Here is a 19,731-nt window from a genome sequence, read left to right on the forward strand (position 1 = left end):
CCGACGGCCGGTGGGGGTACGGTGTCTGCCCACAGAAGCCGTACCGGGAGCGCCACCGAATGAGTTCGACGCAAGGCAGGCTCACGCACATCGACGAGGCGGGTGCGGCCCGCATGGTCGACGTCTCCGAGAAGGACGTCACCGCACGCACCGCCCGCGCGAGCGGACGCGTCCTCGTCTCGCCGCGCGTGGTGGAACTCCTGCGCGGCGAGGGCGTACCGAAGGGCGACGCGCTCGCCACCGCCCGGATCGCCGGGATCATGGGGGCCAAGCGCACGCCCGACCTCGTCCCGCTCTGCCACCCCCTCGCGGTGTCCGGAGTGAAGCTCGACCTGTCGGTCGCCGACGACGCGGTGGAGATCCTCGCGACGGTGAAGACCACCGACCGCACGGGCGTCGAGATGGAGGCCCTGACCGCGGTGTCGGTGGCCGCGCTCACCGTCGTCGACATGGTCAAGGCCGTCGACAAGGCCGCCGTCATCACCGACATCCGGGTCGAGGAGAAGACCGGCGGCAAGTCCGGCGACTGGAACCGGCCCGAGGGGACGACCGGCGGTGGGTCGGGCGCCCGTAACCGGCCCGAGGCGGCCGGAGCATGACGGCCCCTCAGCCCGCCGAGACCCCGCCGCGGCCCGGGCCGCAGGCCGCCGTGCCGTTCCCGCCCGGCGGCGAAGGCCTCGGCCGGGCGCTGCTCGCGCCGTACGCGGCGCTCGTCGTGACCGCCTCCAACCGGGCGTCCGCCGGGGTGTACGCCGACACCGGCGGACCGCTGCTCGCGGACGGCCTCGCCGCGATCGGCTTCGCCGTGGACGGGCCGCTGGTGGTGCCGGACGGCGCCCCCGTCGAGCAGGCGCTGCGGGCCGGCGCGGCCGCCGGATACGACGTGATCGTCACCACCGGCGGCACGGGCCTGTCGCCCACCGACCGCACGCCCGACGCGACCCGGTCCGTCATCGACTACGAGGTGCCCGGCATCCCCGAGGCCATCCGTGCCGAGGGCCTCGCCAAGGTCCCCACCGCCGCCCTCTCCCGGGGCCTGGCCGGGGTGGCCGGCGGCCGCACGCTGATCGTCAACCTGCCGGGATCCACCGGCGGCGTACGCGACGGAATCGCCGTCCTGGAGCGGATCCTGCGGCACGCCGTGGACCAGATCCGCGGCGGCGACCACCCCAGACCCGCGGGGAGCCCGAGCTGAACGTTCCTTCCTGGCCGGTCGAGCTGGCGGAGGGCGATGTGGTCCTCCGCCCCATAAAGCTGCGCGACCAACGGGCCTGGCGCGAGGTCAACCGGCGCAACCGCGACTGGCTGCGGCCCTGGGAGGCGACCATCCCGCCGCCCGCGCCCGGCGCGCCCTTCGCGCAGCGCCCCACCTACCGGCAGATGGTCCGCCATCTGCGGGCCGAGGCCAACGCCGGCCGCATGCTGCCGTTCGTCATCGAGTACCAGGGGCAGCTGGTGGGCCAGTTGACGGTCGCCGGGATCACCTGGGGCTCGATGTGCTCGGGCCACGTCGGGTACTGGGTGGACCGCGAGGTGGCGGGCCGCGGTGTGATGCCGACCGCCGTCGCGCTCGCCGTCGACCACTGCTTCCGCGCGGTCGGGATGCACCGCATGGAGGTGTGCATTCGCCCGGAGAACGGGCCGAGCCGGCGCGTGGTGGAAAAGCTCGGTTTCCGCGAGGAAGGGCTGCGCCCGCGCTATCTCCACATCGACGGCGCCTGGCGCGATCACCTGGTGTACGCGCTCACCGCGGAGGAAGTCCCCGACGGGCTGCTCGCCCGGTGGCGGCGGGCCCGGCAATCACATCACGGGAAATAAAATAAATGTTCGAATTCGATCGGGATTGGCGCGCTGTCCATCGTCGACAGAACATCGAACGAACATCGAACGATCTGAGAAATCACAAAAAAAGCCGGTGATATCAGCCAGATCGTGCGACACACCGGCTCAATTGGCGTATCCCCGCGCGCCCATCCCTCTACGGTGTGGTGTGTGAGCAGCAGCGGCCTCATTTACGCAGTCATCGTCGGGGCCTGGGCCGCCTACTTGGTGCCGATGTGGCTCCGCAGGCAGGACGAGCTCAACGAGGCCCGTCCGACGGAACGCTTCAGCACCGCCATCCGGCTCCTGTCCGGACGGTCGGCCATGGAGCGCCGGTACGCCAAGGAGCTGCGCCAGCGGGCCACCGAGGAGGCATCCGCCGAGGCGGGACCCGGGACCCCTCCGGACGCCTTGACCGAACCCCTCGACACCCCGGGGGAGTCCACGGGCGCCCGGCACTCCGTCGTGCCCCCGGCGCGCTCCCAGCGCTCCGCGCGCCCGGAACCGCACCCCGAGCGCCAGGCCGAGCGCCAGGAGCGCCCGCGCCCCACGAACGCCGCCTCCGCGGAGCGCGCCCGGCGCGCCCAGCGCAGCGCGGTGCTCGCCCGGCGCCGGCGCACCACCGTCGTGCTCTTCCTCGCCTTCACGCTCGGCGCGGTCGTCGCGGCGGTCGGCGGGCTCGGCTTCCTGTGGGCACCGGCCGTGCCGGCCGCCCTGCTCAGCGCGTACATCGTGCATCTGCGCATCCAGGAGCGGCGGCGCTTCGCCTTCACCATGGACCGCCGTCGCGCGGAGGCCGCCGCCCAGCGGCTGCGCGAGAGCCGGCCGCGCGCCCGGGCCACCGCGCCGGGCGTCGAAGCCGACGACGAACCCGACGCCCACCACCCGGCCCCCGTGCCCGAACCCGTACCCGCCCCCGCGCTGTCCCCGCAGGAGGCCGGCCGGCGCGCGCTCGTCGAGCAGACCGACCACCAGGAGTGGGTGGACCAGCAGCGCGAGCGCGGCCCCGAGCGCGGCGCGAGCTGGGAGCCGGTGCCGGTCCCGCTGCCGACGTACGTCACCGCGCCGGTCGCTCCGCGCGCCACCGGCAGCATCGACCTCGGCGCCCCGGACACGTGGTCCTCGGCCCGCTCCTCGACGGCGGAGCCCACCCCGTCCCCACCCGCCGCGGACCCGCCGCCCCGGCAGCGCTCGGGTCCAAGTAGCCGCCGTACGCCGCTCTTCGACCAGTACGCGGACGACGACCGGCCCCGCGCGGCCAACGAATGACCCCCTGCCGCCGACCAGCGAGGAACCGATTTCCGAGCACCCTCTTCCGGGTGCTAAGGTTTCACTCGTTGCAAGGGCCTGTGGCGCAGTCCGGTAGCGCACCTCGTTCGCATCGAGGGGGTCAGGGGTTCGAATCCCCTCAGGTCCACAACAACAACGAGATCCCGTCCGATCATCACGATCGGGCGGGATCTTCGTCGTTTCCGGGATGCCGCGATGCCGGGCGACGGTGCCGAGCGGCCACCGCCGTGGTGAATGCCGACGGTCGCCTCAGGCGTCGCTGAGCCGCTTCGCGAAGCAGCGGCTCGTGTCGTACGTGCGGTAGTGGCCGAACTTCTCGCAGGGTTCGTAGCCCGTCGAGGTGTACAGGGTGATGGCCTCGGGCTGTTTGATGCCCGTCTCCAGGACCATGCGGGTGCGGCCGGCCGCGCGGGCGTCGGCTTCCAGGGCGGCCAGGATGCGGCGGGCGAGGCCCCGGCCCCTGGCCTCGGGGACGACGTACATGCGCTTCAGCTCGGCGTCGCCGTCGCGGTAGTTCTCCTCGTTGGCGTCCTGGCTGCGCCAGCCGCCGGTCGCCACCGGGCGGCCCTCGGGGTCGTAGGCGATCAGGTACAGGCCGCGCGGGGGTAGGAACATCGCGGCGTCCAGGGGTGTGATGTCGCCCTCGTCCCCGTACCGCTCGGCGTATTCGAGCTGGACCTGGTCGTTGAGGGTGACGGCATCGGGATGGTCGTAGCCGAGTTGCTGGATAATCATGCGAGACAGCGTACTTCTATGCGGGCGGTGGGTGGGGCCCGGTCGGTAGGGTGCCGGGATGCTCACTGTGACCTCTGTGAATGTAAACGGGCTGCGCGCCGCCGCCAAGAAGGGCTTCGTGGAGTGGCTCGCGGAGACCGGGGCGGACGTGATCTGCCTCCAGGAAGTACGGGCCGAGCCGCAGCAGCTGCCCGCCGAGGCCGGCGCGCCCGAGGGCTGGTTCGCCGTGCACGCACCGGCCGCCGCCAAGGGCCGGGCCGGGGTGTCCCTGCTCACCCGGCGCGAGCCGGACCGGGTGCGGATCGGATTCGGGAGCGCGGAGTTCGACGGCAGCGGGCGCTATGTCGAGGCGGATCTGCCCGGCGTGACCGTGGCCTCCCTCTATCTGCCCTCCGGCGAGGTCGGCACCGAGCGGCAGGACGAGAAGATCCGCTTCATGGCGGAGTTCCTGGAGTACCTCAAGGAGCTGAGGGTGCGGGCCGCCGCCGACGGGCGCGAGGTCGTGGTCTGCGGCGACTGGAACATCGCCCACCAGGAGGCGGACCTCAAGAACTGGAAGGGCAACAAGAAGAACTCGGGCTTCCTGCCCGAGGAGCGGGAGTGGATGACCCGGGTGTTCGACACTGCCGACGGCGGCTATGTCGACGTGATGCGTCAGCTGCACCCGGACGTCGAGGGACCGTACTCGTGGTGGTCCTACCGTGGCCGTGCCTTCGACAACGACACGGGCTGGCGGATCGACTACCAGGTCGCCACGCCGGGGCTGGCCGGCCGGGCGGTGAAGGGGTTCGTCGAGCGGGCCGCGACGCACGGCGAGCGGTGGAGCGACCATGCGCCGGTGACGGTGGTCTACGAGCTCTAGCCCCGCGAGTGTGCGGAGCTCAGGGTTCCTGGGACAGGCGGCGGTCCAGGGCCAGCGACAGTTCCGCGTCCACCACCGCCTTGGCCAGCGGGCGCATGCGTTCGGCGTCCTTCCCCGAGGTGTGCGTGTGCAGCAGATCGGTGAACAGGGCGGCCAGGGCGTCCGCGTGCTCGCGGACCTCGCGTGCCGCCGCGAGCACCGCCGCGAGCGGGACCCCTTCGCGCACCAGTGAGGCCGAGACGTCCAGGAGGCGGCGGCTGATGTGGACGATCTCCTCGCCCGAAACCGCGAGGTAGCCGAGGTCGAGGGCCGCCGCCAGGTTCTCCGGGGTGGCCTCGCCCGCGAAGTGGTCCGCCAGCGCCTCGGGCGTCAGGCGCACCGGGGTCTCCTCGGTGGGCTCGACCAGGCCGAGCTCTTCGCCGGCGTCGCGGCCCGACTCGAAGGCCGAGGTCAGGTCGGCGATGCCGGAGAGGGTGTGGCCGCGTTCCAGGAGCGCCGAGATCGTCCGGAGCCGGGCCAGGTGGTGGTCGTCGTACCAGGCGATCCGCCCCTGGCGGCGCGGCGGCGGGATCAGTCCGCGCTCGCGGTAGAAGCGCAGGGTGCGTTCGGTGATGCCGGCCTCCCGGGCCAGCTCCGCCATGCGGTACTCGCGGACACCCGGATCGCCGTTACCTGCCTGGTCTGCTGCCACGGGCCTCAGCCTATGCGGTGCCCGACGGCTTGTACCGGCGGTAACTTTCCCCGTCCGCACCCCTACCGCTCGGTATGCGACTGCTCTACGCTCCCAACAGTGCCAGTGATTGCTGGCAACATCATGGGACCGACCGTGGAGGCGGTGGCATGGCCAAGCACGAGCATGTACGTGTGGCGGTGATCGGCTCGGGGTTCGGCGGCCTCGGCGCGGCGGTGCGGCTGCGCCGCGAGGGGATCACCGACTTCGTCGTCCTGGAGCGGGCCGGTTCGGTCGGCGGCACCTGGCGCGACAACAGCTACCCGGGGTGCGCCTGCGACGTGCCCTCGCACCTGTACTCCTTCTCCTTCGCGCCCAACCCCGACTGGCCGCGCACCTTCTCCGGCCAGGAGCACATCCGCGCCTACCTCGAACACGTCGCCGACGTGTTCGGGCTGCGTCCGCACATCCGCCTCGACCACGAGGTGCTGATGATGCGCTGGGACACCGAGCGGCTGTGGTGGGAGATCGAGATCGCGGGCGGCGAGACCCTGACCGCCGATGTCGTCGTCTCCGCCACCGGGCCGCTCTCCGACCCCAAGATGCCGGAGATCCCCGGGCTCGACACCTTCCCCGGCAAGGTCTTCCACTCCGCGCGCTGGGACCACGACTACGACCTGCGCGGCAAGCGCGTCGCCATGGTCGGCACCGGCGCCTCGGCCATCCAGATCGTGCCCGCCATCCAGCCCGAGGTCGCGCGGCTCACGCTGCTCCAGCGCACGCCGCCGTGGGTCATGCCCCGCATGGACCGTGGCATCACGGAAGCCGAACGCTGGCTGCACCGCCGGCTGCCCTTCACCGGCGCCGCCCGCCGCGGACTCCTGTGGGGCATCCGGGAGTTGCAGGTCAGCGCGTTCACCAAGCGGCCCAACGAGCTCGGCCTCATCGAGTCGCTCGCCAAGTCCAACATGGCCCGAGCCATCAAGGACCCCGCGCTGCGGGCCAGGCTGACCCCGGACTACCGCATCGGCTGCAAGCGGATCCTGCTGTCCAGTACGTACTATCCGGCGCTCGCCAAGAGCAACGTGGACGTCGTCGGCGGGCTCGCCGAGGTGCGCGGCTCCACCGTCGTCGCCGCCGACGGCACCGAGGCCGAGGTCGACGCGATCATCTTCGGCACCGGCTTCCACGTCACGGACATGCCGATCGCCGACCGGGTCGTCGGCGCCGAGGGACACACGCTCGCCGAGTCGTGGAAGGACGGCATGCAGTCGCTGCGCGGCGCGACCGCGGCCGGGTTCCCCAACTGGATGACCATCATCGGGCCCAACACCGGCCTCGGGAACTCCTCGATGATCCTGATGATCGAGTCCCAGCTCAACTACATGGCCGACTACCTGCGGCAGTTGAACGTGCTCGGCGGCCGCACCGCGCTCGCCCCCCGGCCCTCCGCCGTCGGCGCCTGGAACCGGCAGGTGCAGGAGCGGATGAAGCGGACGGTGTGGAACACCGGCGGCTGCACCAGCTGGTACCTGGACGCCAACGGCCGCAACACCACCGCCTGGCCGGGCACCACCGGCGAGTTCCGCCGCCTGACGCGCGAGGTCGACCTCGGGGAGTACGAGGTCGTACGGGCCCGGGCCGCCGAGGCGGCGTCCGCGCTCGACGTCGCGCCCGCCGCCGGTGAGCAAGCGGCGGTGTCCGCGTGAGCCGGGCGGGGTTCGTGCGGCACGGCGTGTACGCGCCGCCCGCGCCCGACCGGGTCCTGACCGCGCGCTCCGCCGACGGCAGCCCCCTGCACGTCGAGGTGCACGGGGCGGCCGACGCGCCCGCCGTCGTCCTCGCGCACGGCTGGACCTGCTCGACCGCGTTCTGGGCCGCGCAGATCCGGGCCCTTGCCGGGGAGTGCCGGGTCATCGCCTACGACCAGCGCGGCCACGGGCGTACGGCCGCGGCCGAGGTCTGCTCCACCGACGCGCTCGCCGACGACCTCGAAGCGGTGCTCGCCGCGACGCTGGCGCCCGGAGAGCGGGCCGTGTTCGCCGGGCACTCCATGGGCGGCATGACCCTCATGGCGGCTGCCGGGCGCCCGGGCCTGCGCGAGCACGCGGCGGCCGTCCTGCTGTGCAGCACCGGCGCGTCCCAGCTCGTCGCCGACGCGCGGGTGGTGCCGATACGGGCCGGGCGGCTGCGGACCGGGCTCACCCGGCGGGTGCTGGGTTCCGGCGCGCCGCTCGGGCCGGTCACGCCGCTCGCCAAGAAGGTCCTGCGGTACGCGACGATGGGCCCCGGGGCTGCCCCGGACAAGGTCGAGGCGTGCGCCCGCATCGTGCACGCCTGCCCGCGCGATGTCCGCAAGGCCTGGTCGCACGTCCTGGCCGAGCTCGAACTGGGCGTACGCGTACGGGGGTTGACGATGCCGACGGCAGTGGTGTGCGGCAGCGCCGACCGGCTCACGCCGTCCGTGCACGCGCGCCGGCTCGCCGCCCTGCTGCCCGACTGCCGCTCGCTCGACGTGCTCACCGGCGTCGGGCACATGACGCCCATCGAGGCGCCCGCATTCATCACCGAGAAGATCCGCGCGCTGGTGGCCGAGCATCTCGCCGCCCCGGCCGCCGTCGACGCCGAGGAGCGTGCCGTATGAGCAGGGTCAGTCTTGAAGGACAGGTCGCGGTCGTCACGGGCGCGGCCCGCGGTGTCGGCGAGCTCCTCGCGCGCAAGCTGTCGGCGCGCGGTGCCAAGGTCGCGCTCGTCGGCCTCGAACCGGACGAGCTGAAGCGGGTCGCGGCGCGGCTGCACAGCGAGGCGGAGTCCTGGCATGCGGACGTCACCGACCACGAGGCGATGGCGCGGGTCGCGGTCGAGGTCAAGGAGCGGTTCGGGAAGGTCGACATCGTCGTCGCCAACGCGGGGGTCGCCTCCGGAGGGCCGTTCGTCGACTCCGACCCCGACGCCTGGCGCCGGGTCATCGAGGTCAACCTCATCGGCGGTGCGGTCACCGCGCGGGCGTTCCTGCCGGTCCTGATGGAGTCGCGCGGCTACTTCCTCCAGATCGCCTCGCTCGCGGCGATCACGCCGGCGCCGATGATGACGGCGTACTGCGCGTCCAAGTCCGGGGTCGAGGCGTTCGCGCACAGCCTGCGCGCGGAGGTCGGCTACAAGGGGGTCCGGGTCGGGGTCGGATACCTGTCGTGGACCGACACGGACATGGTGCGGGGGGCGGACCAGGACGAGGTGATGCGCGAGCTGCGCTCGCGGCTGCCGTGGCCCTCTAACCGGACGTATCCGCTCGGGCCGGCCGTCGACCGCATCGTGGCCGGGATCGAGCGGCGGTCCTCGCACGTGTACGCGCAGTGGTGGTTGCGGGGGATGCAGTCCGTGCGGGGGTATCTGCCCGCGGTGATCGGGGCGGTGGGGCAGCGGGAGATGCGGCGGTTCGAGCCGCGGCTCGGGTCGGTTTCGCGGGGGCTGGTCGGGGCGGGTGGCTCCGCCGACGAGCAGTCCCGGGCAACCCGCTCGGCTCGGCCCTGAGCTCCCCGAGCGCTGGGGCTCCGCCCTGGACCCCGGGGGGGTTTGCCCACCCGCCCGCCCGTTGCCCGGGGTTGGTTGGTTCCGGCCCCTGGGGCTCCGCCCCAGACCCCGTTCGCGCCTCAAGGGCGCTCGTCCTCAAACGCCGGACGGGCTGAAGATGCCTGCGCGGGCCCGCACCCATCAGCCAGGCGGCCTCAAATGCCCCGATGCGGGCCCGCACCAAGGCTTTTGGGGGCGCGGGGAACTGCGCGAGCGGCCACGCACGACGGGTGCCCGAAGGCGGCGTTTGGGGCGCGGGGAACTGCGCGAGCAAGCGGGCACGGTCCGCAGGCGAAGACGGGTTCAAGGGGCGCGGGGAACTGCGCGAGCGGCCATGACGGTCCGCAGTCGAAAGCGGCGTTAGGGGCGCGGGGAACTGCGCGAACGGCCATGCTCGCACCCGGCACCCGGCACCCGGCACCCGGCACCCAGCGCCCGGCACCCAGCACCCGGCACCCAGCGCCCGGCACCCCGGCACCCCGCCCCCGGCGCTCGCCGACCGCGCCCCCGGCGCTCGCCGACCGCGCCCCGGCACGGGGAAACGGGGGTGACCCCGGGTCAGAAGGATCGCGGGGGAAGTTTGGGGCGTTGGCGGTTGGGGGTCGTGGTGTAGCCGGGTGGGGTCGACGCGGGGTGCAGGGCCAGCAGGTCCAGGGCCAGTTGGACCGCGTCGTCCAGCTGGGCGTGGCGCCCCTCCGCCCAGTCCAGGGGAGTGCGCAGGATCTCCAGGTCCGGCTCCACCCCGTGGTTCTCCACCCCCCACCCGTACTCGTCGAACCACGCCGCGTTCATCGGCACCGTGATGACCGTCCCGTCACCGAGGACATGACGGCCCGTCATGCCGACCACCCCGCCCCAGGTGCGCTGGCCCACCACGGGGCCGAGCTTCAGGAGCCGGAACGCCGCCGTGATCATGTCGCCGTCGGACGACGTCGCCTCGTCGGCGAGGGCGACCACCGGACCCCGTGGGGCACTTGAGGCGTACGAGACCGGCGCCGCGTTGCGCGTCAGGTCCCAGCCGAGGATGCGCCGGGTCAGCTTCTCCACCACCAGCTCACTGATGTGGCCGCCCGCGTTGCCGCGTACGTCCACGATCAGGGCGGGGCGGCTGACCTCCAGGCGCAGATCGCGGTTGAACTGGGCCCAGCCCGAGCCGCCCATGTCGGGGATGTGCAGATAGCCGCACTTGCCGCCGCTCAACTCCCGTACCACGTCCCGGCGTTTGGCCACCCAGTCCTGGTAGCGCAGCGGGCGCTCGTCCACGAGGGGGACCACCGCCACCCGGCGCGAGCGGCCCTCGCCCTCGCTCGGGCGGAAGGTCAGCTCCACCGTCGTGCCGCCCGCACCCGCGAGCAGCGGGAAGGGGCCGGCGACCGGGTCGACGGGGCGGCCGTCCACGTGGGTCAGGACCGCGCCCTCGCGGATGCCGGCGCCCGCCAGCGGGGAGCGGGCCTTGGAGTCGGAGGAGTCGCCCGGCAGGATGCGGCGGATCTGCCAACTTCCGTCCCGGCAGACCAGGTTGACGCCGAGCAGCCCTTGGGCGCGCTGGTAGTGCGGGGGTCCCTCGTTGCGGCGGGCGGCGGTGACGTAGGCGTGCGAGGTGCCCAGTTCGCCCAGTACTTCCCGGAGCAGGTCCGCGAACTCGTCGGGTGACGAGACCCGTTCGACCAGCGGGCGGTACTGCTCCAGGACCCCCGGCCAGTCGATGCCGCACATCTGGGGCTCCCAGAAGTACGCGCGGATGATGCGGCCCGCCTCGTCGAAGGCCTGGCGCCATTCCAGGGCCGGGTCGACGTCGTGCAGGATGCGGCGCAGGTCCAGGTAGACCGTCGAGTCGCCGTCGCCGGACTCGGTGGAGGGCACCGCGCGCAGCTCGCCCTCGTCCACCACGACCAGCCGGCTGCCGTCGCCGCTGACCGCGAAGTAGTCGAGGTGGTCGACGAGTTCGGTCCTGCGGGCCTTGGCGATGGTGAAGTGCTCCAGGGTGGGGCGGCCCGAGGTGTCGGCCGGGTTGGCGAAGGTCTCGCCGAGCGCGCCCGAGATGGGCCAGCGCAGCCAGACCAGGCCGCCGCCCGAGACCGGGTGGAGCGCCGAGTACTTGGAGGCGGAGACCGGGAACGGGGTGACCCGGCTCTCCAGACCCTCCACCTCCACCGTCACCGTGCCGTCGCCCGAGTCGTCCAGCGGGTCCATGCCGCCGGCCGCGGGCCGCCCGTCCGGCGAGAGCGCGAACGGTGAGGGCGTCGCCGAGGAGAGCGGCACCAGATAGGGGCGGCAGCCGAGCGGGAAGGACAGGTCGCCGGTGTGCACGTCGTAGACCGGGTCGAAGCCGCGCCAGGACAGGAAGGCCAGATAGCGGCCGTCGCTGGTGAACACCGGGTTCTCGTCCTCGAAGCGGCCGTTGGTGACGTCCACGACCGTGCGGCCGCCGGGCCCGGCGATGCGGGCCATCTTGATCTGGCGCAGCGAGCGGCCGATGCCCGGGTGCGACCAGGTCAGCCAGGCGCCGTCGGGCGAGAAGGCGAGGTCGCGGACGGGCCCGTTGACCGAGCGGATCAGCTCGGTGACCTCGCCGGTGGACTCCTCCGTCACGTCGATGAGCAGCAGCCGGCCGTCGTTCGCGGCGATCGCCAGGCGCTCGCCCTCCGGGTCGGACACCATCTCCTGCACCCGGCCGAGCTCGCCCGCCGCCAGGCGCCGCGGCTCGCGCTCGCCGCTGGCGCGCGGCAGGAAGGCGATCTCGACGGCGTCCTCGCCGTCCGCGTCGGTGATGTAGGCGACCTGGCCGTTGCCGCCCAGCATCTCCGGCAGCCGCACCCGCACCCCCGGGGTGTCGGCGATGGTGCGGGCCGGGCCGTCGCGGTGGGTGAGCCAGTACAGGCTGCCGCGCACCACGACGGCGCTGGCCCGGCCGGTGGTGTCCACGGACAGCGAGTCGACGTGGTTGGCGGCCGGCACCTGGTAGCTGCGCCGCCCGGCGCGCGGACCGCCCAGGCGTACGTCCAGCTTGCGCGGCGCCGAGTCGGGGGTGAGCGCGTCCACGATCCACAGGTCGCCCGCGCACTGGTAGACGACCCGGCGGCCGTCGCTGGAGGCGTGCCGGGCGTAGAAGGCGTCGTGGTCGGTGTGCCGGGTCAGGTCGCTGCCGTCGGGCAGACAGGAGTACAGGTTGCCGACGCCCTCGTGGTCGGAGAGGAAGGCGATGCGGCCGTCGACGAACATCGGCGAGTCGAGGTGGCCGCCGATGTCGGGGAGCAGCCGCTCGCCGTGCAGCCACAGGCGGCCGGTCGCGCCGCCGCGGTAGCGCTTCCAGGCGGCCGGCTCGTGCGGCGGCTTTCCGGTGAGCAGCAGGGTGCGCCGCTCGCCCTCGACATCGGTGACGGCGATGTCGGAGACCGGGCCCCAGGGCAGCTTTCCGCCGGGGGAGCCGTCGGTGGGCACGCTGTAGGCCCAGGAGAAGTACGAGAACGGCTGGCCGTGCGAGGACACCGCGAGGATGTCGCCGTCGGGCGTCCAGCCGCACACCCGGGCGTCGGACGACCCCCAGAAGGTGAGCCGGCGGGCCGGACCGCCGCTCACCGGGGCCAGATGGATCTCCGGGTCGAGACTGCGCCAGGTCGTGTACGCGATCCGGCTCCCGTCGGGCGAGAAGCGGGGATGGCCGACCTTGGTGCGGTCGACCGTGACCCGCCAGGCGCGCGAGGGGCTGTGCCCGGCCGGCACCAGCGGGGCGACCCACAGGTCGTCCTCGGCGGCGAAACAGAGCAAGTCGTCGTGCAGATGCGGGAACCGGAGGTACGCGGCGTCGTCACTCACCCCCCAATGCTTTCCGCGGGGAAGGGGCGCGGCAACTTGTGGGAGGGGTTTATTCCGCTCCCGATTCCGTTTCCGCCGCCTTCCGCGTGCTCCGGTGCGCGCTTTCCGCGTGCTCCCGTACGCGTACTTATCCCGTTCCGACACCTGTGGTCGACGACACAAGCGAAACGGTTCCGTTTCGCTTCGTGACGGAGTTACCTTCGTACGGTACGAAGAAGGAGAGGAGGTCGATCATGGCGGGCAGGCTCACCCCGGAACGCGAGGCGGAGCTCTACGAAGCCGTGCTCGACCTGCTGCGCGAGGTCGGTTACGACGCCCTCACCATGGACGCCGTCGCCACCCGCACCCGCTCCAGCAAGGCCACCCTCTACCGCCAGTGGGGGAGCAAGCCCGAGCTGGTCGCGCGGGCGCTGCGGCACAACAAGCCGGTCAGTCTCGCCGAGATCGACACCGGTTCGCTGCGCGGCGACTTCCAGGCGATGGTCGCCCGCGAGGACGACTGTCAGATGGAGAAGGACTCCGCGCTGATGCGGGGTCTGATGCGGGCCGTCCATGACAACCCCGAGCTCCACAAGGCGCTGTGCGAGGTACTGATCGAGCCGGAGATCACCGGTCTCGGCACCGTGCTGCGGCGCGCGGTGGAACGCGGTGAGGTCGCCGCGGACAATCGCGCCCTCCCCTATGTCGTACACATGATGGTCGGCGCCTTCGCCGCCCGGCAGTTCATCGAGGACCGCCCGGTCGACCAGGCCTTCCTCGCCGACTACTTCGACGCCGTGGTCCTCCCCGCCCTCGGCGACCCCCGCTAGGCATCCCGCCCGGCTCCCCGCGCAGTACCCGCTCCACCTGACGCACGCCGCTCTCGTCGTCGGGCTGGTTCCCCATGCCCTGCTGGTTCCATACGACTTGACCGGGAGTACGCCCTCGTGGCCACGTTCCTCTACCGCCTAGGCAGGTTCGCCTTCCGGCGCCGCCACTATGTCGCCCTGGTGTGGGTGGCGCTGCTCGCCCTCGCCGGGTTCGGCGCGGCCTCCGCCACCACCGCCACCTCCTCCTCTTTCTCGATCCCGGGCACCGAGGCGCAGCGCGCCTTCGACCTGCTCAAGGAGCGGTTCCCGAACCAGGCCGCCGACGGCGCCACCGCCCGCATCGTCTTCAAGGCGCCCGACGGCCAGAAGATGGCCGACCCCGCCAACAAGGCGGCGGTCGAGAAGACCGTCAAGAGTCTTGAGACGGGCTCCAACCAGGTCGGCTCGGTCACGGACCCCTTCAAGGCCAACGCCGTCTCCGGCAACGGCAAGGGTTCCATCGCGTACATCCAGGTCTCGTACAAGACCAACGCGATGGAGCTGACCGACAGCACCCGCGACGCGCTCAAGAAGAGCGGCGACGAGGCGAAGAAGTCCGGGCTCACCGTCGAGATCGGCGGTGACGCGCTCCAGGCCATGCCGGAGACCGGCTCCGGCGAGATCGTCGGCGTGGTCCTCGCGGGCCTCGTCCTGGTGATCACCTTCGGCTCGCTGGTGGCCGCGGGGCTTCCGCTGCTCACCGCCCTCATCGGCGTCGGCATCGGTGTCTCCACCATCACGGCCCTCGCCAATGTGCTCGACCTCGGCTCGACCACGTCCACGCTCGCGATGATGATCGGGCTCGCGGTCGGCATCGACTACGCCCTGTTCATCGTCTCCCGCTACCGGGCCGAACTCGCCGAGGGCAGGGAGCGCGAGGAGGCCGCCGGACGAGCCGTGGGCACGGCCGGATCCGCGGTCGTCTTCGCCGGTCTGACCGTGGTCATCGCGCTCGTCGGCCTCGCCGTCGTGAACATCCCGATGCTCACCAAGATGGGCGCGGCCGCCGCGGGCACCGTCGTCATCGCCGTGCTCATCGCGCTCACCCTGATACCCGCCCTGCTCGGCTTCGCCGGCAAGCGGGTGCTGGGCCGCAAGGCGCGCAAGGCACATGTGCAGGGCGAGAAGGCCGCCGAGGGCAAGCCCAACATGGGCACCCGCTGGGCGAGCTTCGTGCTGCGCAAGCCGGTGTGGGTGCTGCTCGTCGGCGTCATCGGCCTCGGCGCGATCGCGCTGCCGGCGAGCTCGCTCCAGATGGGTCTGCCGGACGACGGCTCGCAGCCGACCTCCACCACCCAGCGCCGCGCCTACGACAACCTCTCCGAGGGCTTCGGCCCCGGCTTCAACGGTCCGCTCATGGTCGTCGTCGACGGCAAGGATGCCGCGAGCGGCGTGCGGGGCGCGGCCGACGCCACGGTCGCCGCGATCAAGAAGCTCCCGGACGTGGGCCCGGTGCTGCCGCCCGCGTACAACAAGGACACCGGCGACGACACGGCGACCATCACGGTCATCCCGAAGTCCAAGCCGTCCTCCACCGAGACCGAGGACCTGGTCCACTCGATCCGGGACACCGGTGCCTCCCTGAAGGCCGACACCGGGGCCAAGCTCCTGGTGACCGGTTCGACCGCGATGAACATCGACTTCTCGCAGAAGATGAACGACGCGCTGCTGCCCTATCTGGCGCTGGTCGTCGGCCTCGCCTTCCTGCTCCTGATGGTGGTCTTCCGCTCGGTCCTGGTCCCGCTGAAGGCGGCCCTCGGCTTCCTGCTCTCGGTGGTCGCCGCCCTCGGCGCGGTCGTCGCGGTCTTCCAGTGGGGCTGGCTCGGCTCGGTGTTCGGGGTGCAGCAGACCGGCCCGATCATGTCGATGATGCCGATCTTCATGGTGGGCGTGGTCTTCGGCCTCGCGATGGACTACGAGGTCTTCCTGGTCACGCGGATGCGCGAGGCGTACGTCCACGGCGAGCGGCCGGGACAGGCGATCGTCACCGGGTTCAAGCACGGCGCCCGGGTGGTGACGGCCGCGGCCGTGATCATGATCGCGGTCTTCTCCGGCTTCATCGGCTCCAGCGAGCAGATGATCAAGATGATCGGCTTCGGTCTGGCGATCGCGGTCTTCTTCGACGCGTTCATCGTCCGGATGGCGATCGTGCCCGCGGTGCTCGCGCTGCTCGGCGCGAAGGCCTGGTGGCTGCCGCGCTGGCTCGACCGGGTGCTGCCCAACGTCGACGTCGAGGGCGAGGGGCTGCGGGGGCACCAGGAGTCCGGCGACGCCGACGGCGACCGCGAGCTGGCGCGGGTCTGACCCCCGCCCCCTGAACGGGCGCGGGTCCGACCCCCGCCCCCTGAACGCCGGGCCCCACGAACCGAGCGGCCGTGGGTCCCGGCCGGTGCGGGCGGCCTGTGGGGACGGGACCGCCGACACCGCGAAGGCCCCCCGTGTGCGATGCGCACGGGGGGCCTTCGCGTGGAGCCATTGGGGGCCGGGGCTCAGCGCCGGGGGCCGGCCGGGGCGGGGGCGGCGGGCGCGTCGGTGGCGTAGGTGTGGCGCAGGAAGCGGACCAGGGGCGAGCTGTCGAACTGGACCACCGCCACCCCGTCCGGCGAGTGGAATTCGAGCACCGTCTGGGCCCGGCCGCACGGCCAGACGCTCACATCGCCCTTGCGGGCCGGGGCGCGCAGGCCCGACTCCAGGAGGTCGCGCGGGAAGATCCACTCGTTGCCGCCGGGGAAGGCGAAGCAGACCGCGCCGGGCGAGCCGGCCGCGTCGTAGCGCAGTGCCACCGGAACCGGGTGGGAGAGCGGGGCGTCCGTGACGATTCTGGCGCGGGCGTGATCCTCCACGGAGGGACGCGCGGAGGGCCCCGCGGAGGGCCGGTCGGCGGCGGCGTGGTCCTCGGCGTGACCCTCGACTGCGGGGGACATCGATCGCTCCTCACGCTGGGTGCTGCTGCTGGGTACCGTTACGCGTTATTTGTTATCCAATGTCCCATAATTTTTGGGTAAGCCCTCGGTGAGTCGGCTTGGCATGTGTCACTCGGCCGCTCTTGCGAGGTGTTCGCAACAAGGCACTATCATCAAACGGTTCTGCGCATGCCGCGCAGGGAAGAGGGCGCCAACGGGAAATCGGAGTCCACCCATGCATGTACCCGACGGATTCATCAACGCACCTGTATCGGCGGTCACAGGCGTGGTCGCCGCCGGTGCCATCGCCGTCAGCCTGCGCGGGGCGCGGCGCGAACTCGACGAGAAGACGGCACCGCTCGCCGGCCTGGTCGCCGCGTTCATCTTCGCCGTGCAGATGCTGAACTTCCCCGTCGCGGCCGGCACCAGCGGCCATCTCCTGGGCGGTGCGCTCGCCGCGATACTCGTCGGGCCCTATACGGGCGTGCTGTGCGTCTCCGTGGTCCTGCTCATGCAGGGCATCCTCTTCGCCGACGGCGGCCTCACCGCGCTCGGCGTCAACATCACCGACATGGCGATCACGACCACGGTCGTCGCCTACGTCCTGTTCCGCGCCCTGGTCAAGGTGCTGCCCCGCACCCGCCGCTCGGTGACCGTCGCCTCCTTCGTGGCCGCGCTGGTCTCGGTGCCGGCCGCCGCCCTCGTCTTCACCGCGATCTACGCCCTCGGCGGCACCACCGACGTGCCCATCACCAAGGTGCTGACCGCGATGGTCGGCGTGCACGTCCTCATCGGCATCGGCGAGGCCGTCATCACCGCGCTCACCGTCGGCGCCGTCATCGCGGTGCGCCCCGACCTCGTGCACGGCGCCCGCGGCCTGACCGCGCCGCTCAAGCTGCGCGTCGGCGGCGAACTCGTGGACGCGCCTGCCGCCGCCCCCGCCGCCGCCCGCACCGGGTCCACCCGCAAGGTGTGGGGCATCGGCATCGTCACCGCCCTGCTGCTCGCCGGTTTCGTCTCCTTCTACGCGTCGGCCAGCCCCGACGGCCTGGAGAAGGTCGCCCACGACAAGGGCATCGACACCAAGACCACCCAGCACGCCTCCTCCGACTCGCCGCTCGCCGACTACTCGGTGAAGGACGTCGGCGACGCCCGTCTGGCCGGCGGTCTCGCCGGGGTGATCGGCGTCGGCGTCACCGTCGCGGTGGGCAGCGGAGTGTTCTGGGCGGTACGCCGCCGCCGCGGCGCCGACACCCCCGAGCGCACCCCGGAACGGGTCTGACATGGGAGCGGGCCACTCCCACCGGCTCTACCGGCACGGCCACTCGCCGGTCCACGAACTGCCCCCGCACTGCAAGCTCGCGGCGGTGTTCCTGTTCGTGGTCGTCGTGGTGTCCACACCGCGCGAGGCGATGTGGGCCTTCGCGCTGTACGCCGTGCTGCTCGCCCTGGTGGCGGGGGCGGCCCGCATCCCGGCCGGCTACCTCCTCAAGCGGCTGCTCATCGAGATCCCGTTCGTCGCGTTCGCGGTGCTCATGCCGTTCGTCGTGCCCGGCGAGCAGGTGCACGTCCTCGGCCTCCCGCTCAGCGAGAACGGGCTGTGGGGCGCCTGGAACGTCCTGGCCAAGGGAACCCTCGGCGTCGCCGCGTCCGTGATCCTCGCCTCCACCACCGAACTGCGCGCCCTGCTGCTCGGCCTCCAGCGCCTCAAGCTGCCGCCGCTGCTGGTCCAGATCGCCTCGTTCATGATCCGGTACGGGGACGTCATCACCGACGAGATGCGGCGCATGTCCATCGCGCGCCGCTCGCGCGGCTTCGAGGCGCGCGGGGTGCGCTCCTGGGGCGTCCTCGCCAAGTCGGCGGGCGCGCTCTTCATCCGCTCCTACGAGCGCGGCGAACGCGTCCACCTCGCGATGGTCAGCCGTGGGTACGCCGGGTCCATGCCGGTGATCGACGAGGTGACGGCCACCCGCGTCCAGTGGACGCGGGCCGCCGCGCTGCCGGTGGCGGCGCTGGCCGTCTGCCTGCTCGGCTGGACGCTGTGACGAAGCCCGACGCCTCCCCGCACCCGGGGGTCTCCCCGCCTGCCCCTGTGCCTGCCGCCATACCTGCCCCTACGCCTGCCGCCATGCCTGCTCCCGTGACTACTCCTGAGGCCACCATGAACGTTCCCTCCCTCGAAGTGTCCGGGCTCGCCTTCGCCTACCCCGACGGACACCAGGCGCTCTTCGGCGTCGACCTCACGGTGGCCCGCGGCGAGCGGGTCGCGCTGCTCGGCCCCAACGGCGCCGGCAAGACCACCCTCGTCCTGCACCTCAACGGCATCCTCGAAGGAGGCGCCGGATCGGTGAAGGTGGCCGGGCTGCCCGTCGCCAAGAAGAACCTCGCCGAGATCCGGCGCCGGGTCGGCATCGTCTTCCAGGACCCCGACGACCAGCTCTTCATGCCCACCGTCCGCGAGGACGTCGCCTTCGGCCCGGCCGCCTCCGGAATGCGGGGTGCGGAGCTGGAGGAGCGGGTGATGGGGGCGCTGGCCCAGGTCGGGATGGCCGAGTACGCCGACCGGCCGCCGCACCACCTGTCCTTCGGGCAGCGGCGCCGGGTCGCCGTCGCGACGGTGCTTTCGATGTCCCCGGAGATCCTGGTCCTGGACGAGCCGTCGTCCAACCTCGATCCGGCGTCGCGGCGTGAACTGGCGGACGTTCTGCGGGGGTTGGACGTCACGGTGCTCATGGTGACCCATGACCTGCCCTATGCGCTGGAGCTGTGCGGACGTTCGGTGATCCTGAGCGACGGGGTCATCGCGGCGGACGGGGCCACGGTGGATGTCCTGTCGGACGGAGCCCTGATGCGTGCGCATCGTCTGGAGCTGCCGTTCGGCTTCGATCCGTCGTCGACGGTTGCTCCGCTGGGGGGTGCGAGCGCGTAACGCCGGGCTCGCCCCCGCCGTGACCCTTGCGTCCGCGCAGCGTGGCGTCCGGCCCGGGGTGCGCCGGCCCGGGGGTGCGCCGGCTCGGTCGTGCGCCGGCTCGGGGGTGCGCTGGGGCTCTGCCCCGGGCCCCGGGGTTTTGCCCCTCCCCGCCCCTTCCCGCAACCCTCCGGGGGTGGAATGGGGGCAGGTCGGCCGGGGGCTGCGCCCCGGGCCCTGCTTGTTCGGGTGCGGATGGTGGGTGGCTGGTCGCGCAGTTCCCCGCGCCCCCAACCCCGTTCCGTCTG

The 19,731-nt window shown here is 72.4% G+C and carries 17 protein-coding genes and 1 tRNA gene; 14 read left to right on the forward strand and 4 right to left on the reverse strand.

Annotated features, from left to right (window positions below; translation table 11 throughout):
* Positions 1-59: 59 nt before the first annotated feature.
* The 5 genes from moaC to ACFYNP_RS27920 all read left to right on the forward strand — a co-directional run bounded on the left by moaC (position 60) and on the right by ACFYNP_RS27920 (position 3,238).
* Complete coding sequence (gene moaC / locus ACFYNP_RS27900; protein WP_388789152.1) at positions 60-599, forward strand: cyclic pyranopterin monophosphate synthase MoaC; 540 nt, start codon at positions 60-62, stop codon at positions 597-599.
* Entirely contained in the window at positions 596-1,195 is a 600-nt protein-coding gene (locus tag ACFYNP_RS27905; protein WP_388420603.1) for a molybdenum cofactor biosynthesis protein B, read from the forward strand. The genes moaC and ACFYNP_RS27905 overlap by 4 nt, the downstream gene beginning before the upstream one ends.
* Positions 1,192-1,818 carry a GNAT family N-acetyltransferase gene (locus ACFYNP_RS27910; protein WP_388420618.1) on the forward strand — a complete coding sequence of 209 codons (627 nt, stop codon included), beginning with the start codon at positions 1,192-1,194 and terminating at the stop codon, positions 1,816-1,818. Before ACFYNP_RS27905 ends, ACFYNP_RS27910 begins: the two co-directional genes overlap by 4 nt.
* A gap of 174 nt (positions 1,819-1,992) precedes the next feature.
* A complete protein-coding gene (gene glpR, locus ACFYNP_RS27915; RefSeq protein WP_388420604.1) occupies positions 1,993-3,090 on the forward strand; it encodes a gephyrin-like molybdotransferase receptor GlpR in 1,098 nt (365 codons plus the stop codon).
* A 74-nt stretch (positions 3,091-3,164) separates the two neighbouring features.
* Positions 3,165-3,238, forward strand: a tRNA-Ala gene (locus ACFYNP_RS27920).
* A 122-nt stretch (positions 3,239-3,360) separates the two neighbouring features.
* Here the strand turns inward: ACFYNP_RS27920 and ACFYNP_RS27925 are convergent.
* Entirely contained in the window at positions 3,361-3,846 is a 486-nt protein-coding gene (locus tag ACFYNP_RS27925; RefSeq protein WP_388420605.1) for a GNAT family N-acetyltransferase, read from the reverse strand.
* Between the two features lie 58 nt (positions 3,847-3,904).
* On the opposite strand from ACFYNP_RS27925, the gene ACFYNP_RS27930 reads away from it, so the two are divergent.
* Positions 3,905-4,708: an exodeoxyribonuclease III gene (locus ACFYNP_RS27930; RefSeq protein ID WP_388789155.1), complete on the forward strand. Its 804-nt coding sequence runs from the start codon at positions 3,905-3,907 to the stop codon at positions 4,706-4,708.
* Between the two features lie 19 nt (positions 4,709-4,727).
* On the opposite strand, the gene ACFYNP_RS27935 is transcribed toward ACFYNP_RS27930, so the two are convergent.
* Positions 4,728-5,348: a MerR family transcriptional regulator gene (locus ACFYNP_RS27935; RefSeq protein ID WP_388420619.1), complete on the reverse strand. Its 621-nt coding sequence runs from the start codon at positions 5,346-5,348 to the stop codon at positions 4,728-4,730.
* A gap of 200 nt (positions 5,349-5,548) precedes the next feature.
* Here ACFYNP_RS27935 and ACFYNP_RS27940 point away from each other — a divergent pair, with 200 nt between their 5' ends.
* The 3 genes from ACFYNP_RS27940 to ACFYNP_RS27950 are packed head-to-tail and all read left to right on the forward strand — an operon-like array spanning position 5,549 to position 8,909.
* On the forward strand, positions 5,549-7,087 hold the full coding sequence (locus ACFYNP_RS27940) for a flavin-containing monooxygenase (protein ID WP_388789158.1): 1,539 nt from the start codon (positions 5,549-5,551) through the stop codon (positions 7,085-7,087).
* Positions 7,084-8,022, forward strand: a complete 939-nt coding sequence (locus ACFYNP_RS27945) for an alpha/beta fold hydrolase (protein ID WP_388789161.1) — start codon at positions 7,084-7,086, stop codon at positions 8,020-8,022. The genes ACFYNP_RS27940 and ACFYNP_RS27945 overlap by 4 nt, the downstream gene beginning before the upstream one ends.
* Positions 8,019-8,909 carry an SDR family oxidoreductase gene (locus ACFYNP_RS27950; RefSeq protein WP_388789164.1) on the forward strand — a complete coding sequence of 297 codons (891 nt, stop codon included), beginning with the start codon at positions 8,019-8,021 and terminating at the stop codon, positions 8,907-8,909. Before ACFYNP_RS27945 ends, ACFYNP_RS27950 begins: the two co-directional genes overlap by 4 nt.
* Before the next feature lie 597 nt (positions 8,910-9,506).
* Here ACFYNP_RS27950 and ACFYNP_RS27955 read toward each other — a convergent pair.
* Positions 9,507-12,764, reverse strand: a complete 3,258-nt coding sequence (locus tag ACFYNP_RS27955; protein WP_388789167.1) for a S41 family peptidase — start codon at positions 12,762-12,764, stop codon at positions 9,507-9,509.
* A 233-nt stretch (positions 12,765-12,997) separates the two neighbouring features.
* Here ACFYNP_RS27955 and ACFYNP_RS27960 point away from each other — a divergent pair, with 233 nt between their 5' ends.
* Entirely contained in the window at positions 12,998-13,573 is a 576-nt protein-coding gene (locus ACFYNP_RS27960; protein WP_388420611.1) for a TetR/AcrR family transcriptional regulator, read from the forward strand.
* A gap of 117 nt (positions 13,574-13,690) precedes the next feature.
* Complete coding sequence (locus tag ACFYNP_RS27965; protein WP_388789170.1) at positions 13,691-15,916, forward strand: MMPL family transporter; 2,226 nt, start codon at positions 13,691-13,693, stop codon at positions 15,914-15,916.
* Between the two features lie 185 nt (positions 15,917-16,101).
* Here ACFYNP_RS27965 and ACFYNP_RS27970 read toward each other — a convergent pair whose 3' ends face one another.
* The gene (locus tag ACFYNP_RS27970; RefSeq protein WP_388789173.1) at positions 16,102-16,536 is read right to left on the reverse strand and encodes an SsgA family sporulation/cell division regulator; all 435 of its coding nucleotides are present in this window, start codon (positions 16,534-16,536) and stop codon (positions 16,102-16,104) included.
* Between the two features lie 214 nt (positions 16,537-16,750).
* On the opposite strand from ACFYNP_RS27970, the gene ACFYNP_RS27975 reads away from it, so the two are divergent.
* The 3 genes from ACFYNP_RS27975 (at position 16,751) to ACFYNP_RS27985 (ending at position 19,444) form a co-directional block, all read left to right on the forward strand.
* Positions 16,751-17,797: an energy-coupling factor ABC transporter permease gene (locus tag ACFYNP_RS27975; RefSeq protein ID WP_388420614.1), complete on the forward strand. Its 1,047-nt coding sequence runs from the start codon at positions 16,751-16,753 to the stop codon at positions 17,795-17,797.
* Between the two features lies 1 nt (position 17,798).
* Complete coding sequence (gene cbiQ, locus ACFYNP_RS27980; RefSeq protein ID WP_388420615.1) at positions 17,799-18,560, forward strand: cobalt ECF transporter T component CbiQ; 762 nt, start codon at positions 17,799-17,801, stop codon at positions 18,558-18,560.
* Between the two features lie 83 nt (positions 18,561-18,643).
* Complete coding sequence (locus ACFYNP_RS27985) at positions 18,644-19,444, forward strand: energy-coupling factor ABC transporter ATP-binding protein (protein WP_388420616.1); 801 nt, start codon at positions 18,644-18,646, stop codon at positions 19,442-19,444.
* Positions 19,445-19,731: the final 287 nt, after the last annotated feature.

Origin of the sequence: Streptomyces sp. NPDC006691 (genome assembly GCF_042869955.1) — a bacterium.
Lineage (GTDB): Bacteria > Actinomycetota > Actinomycetes > Streptomycetales > Streptomycetaceae > Streptomyces.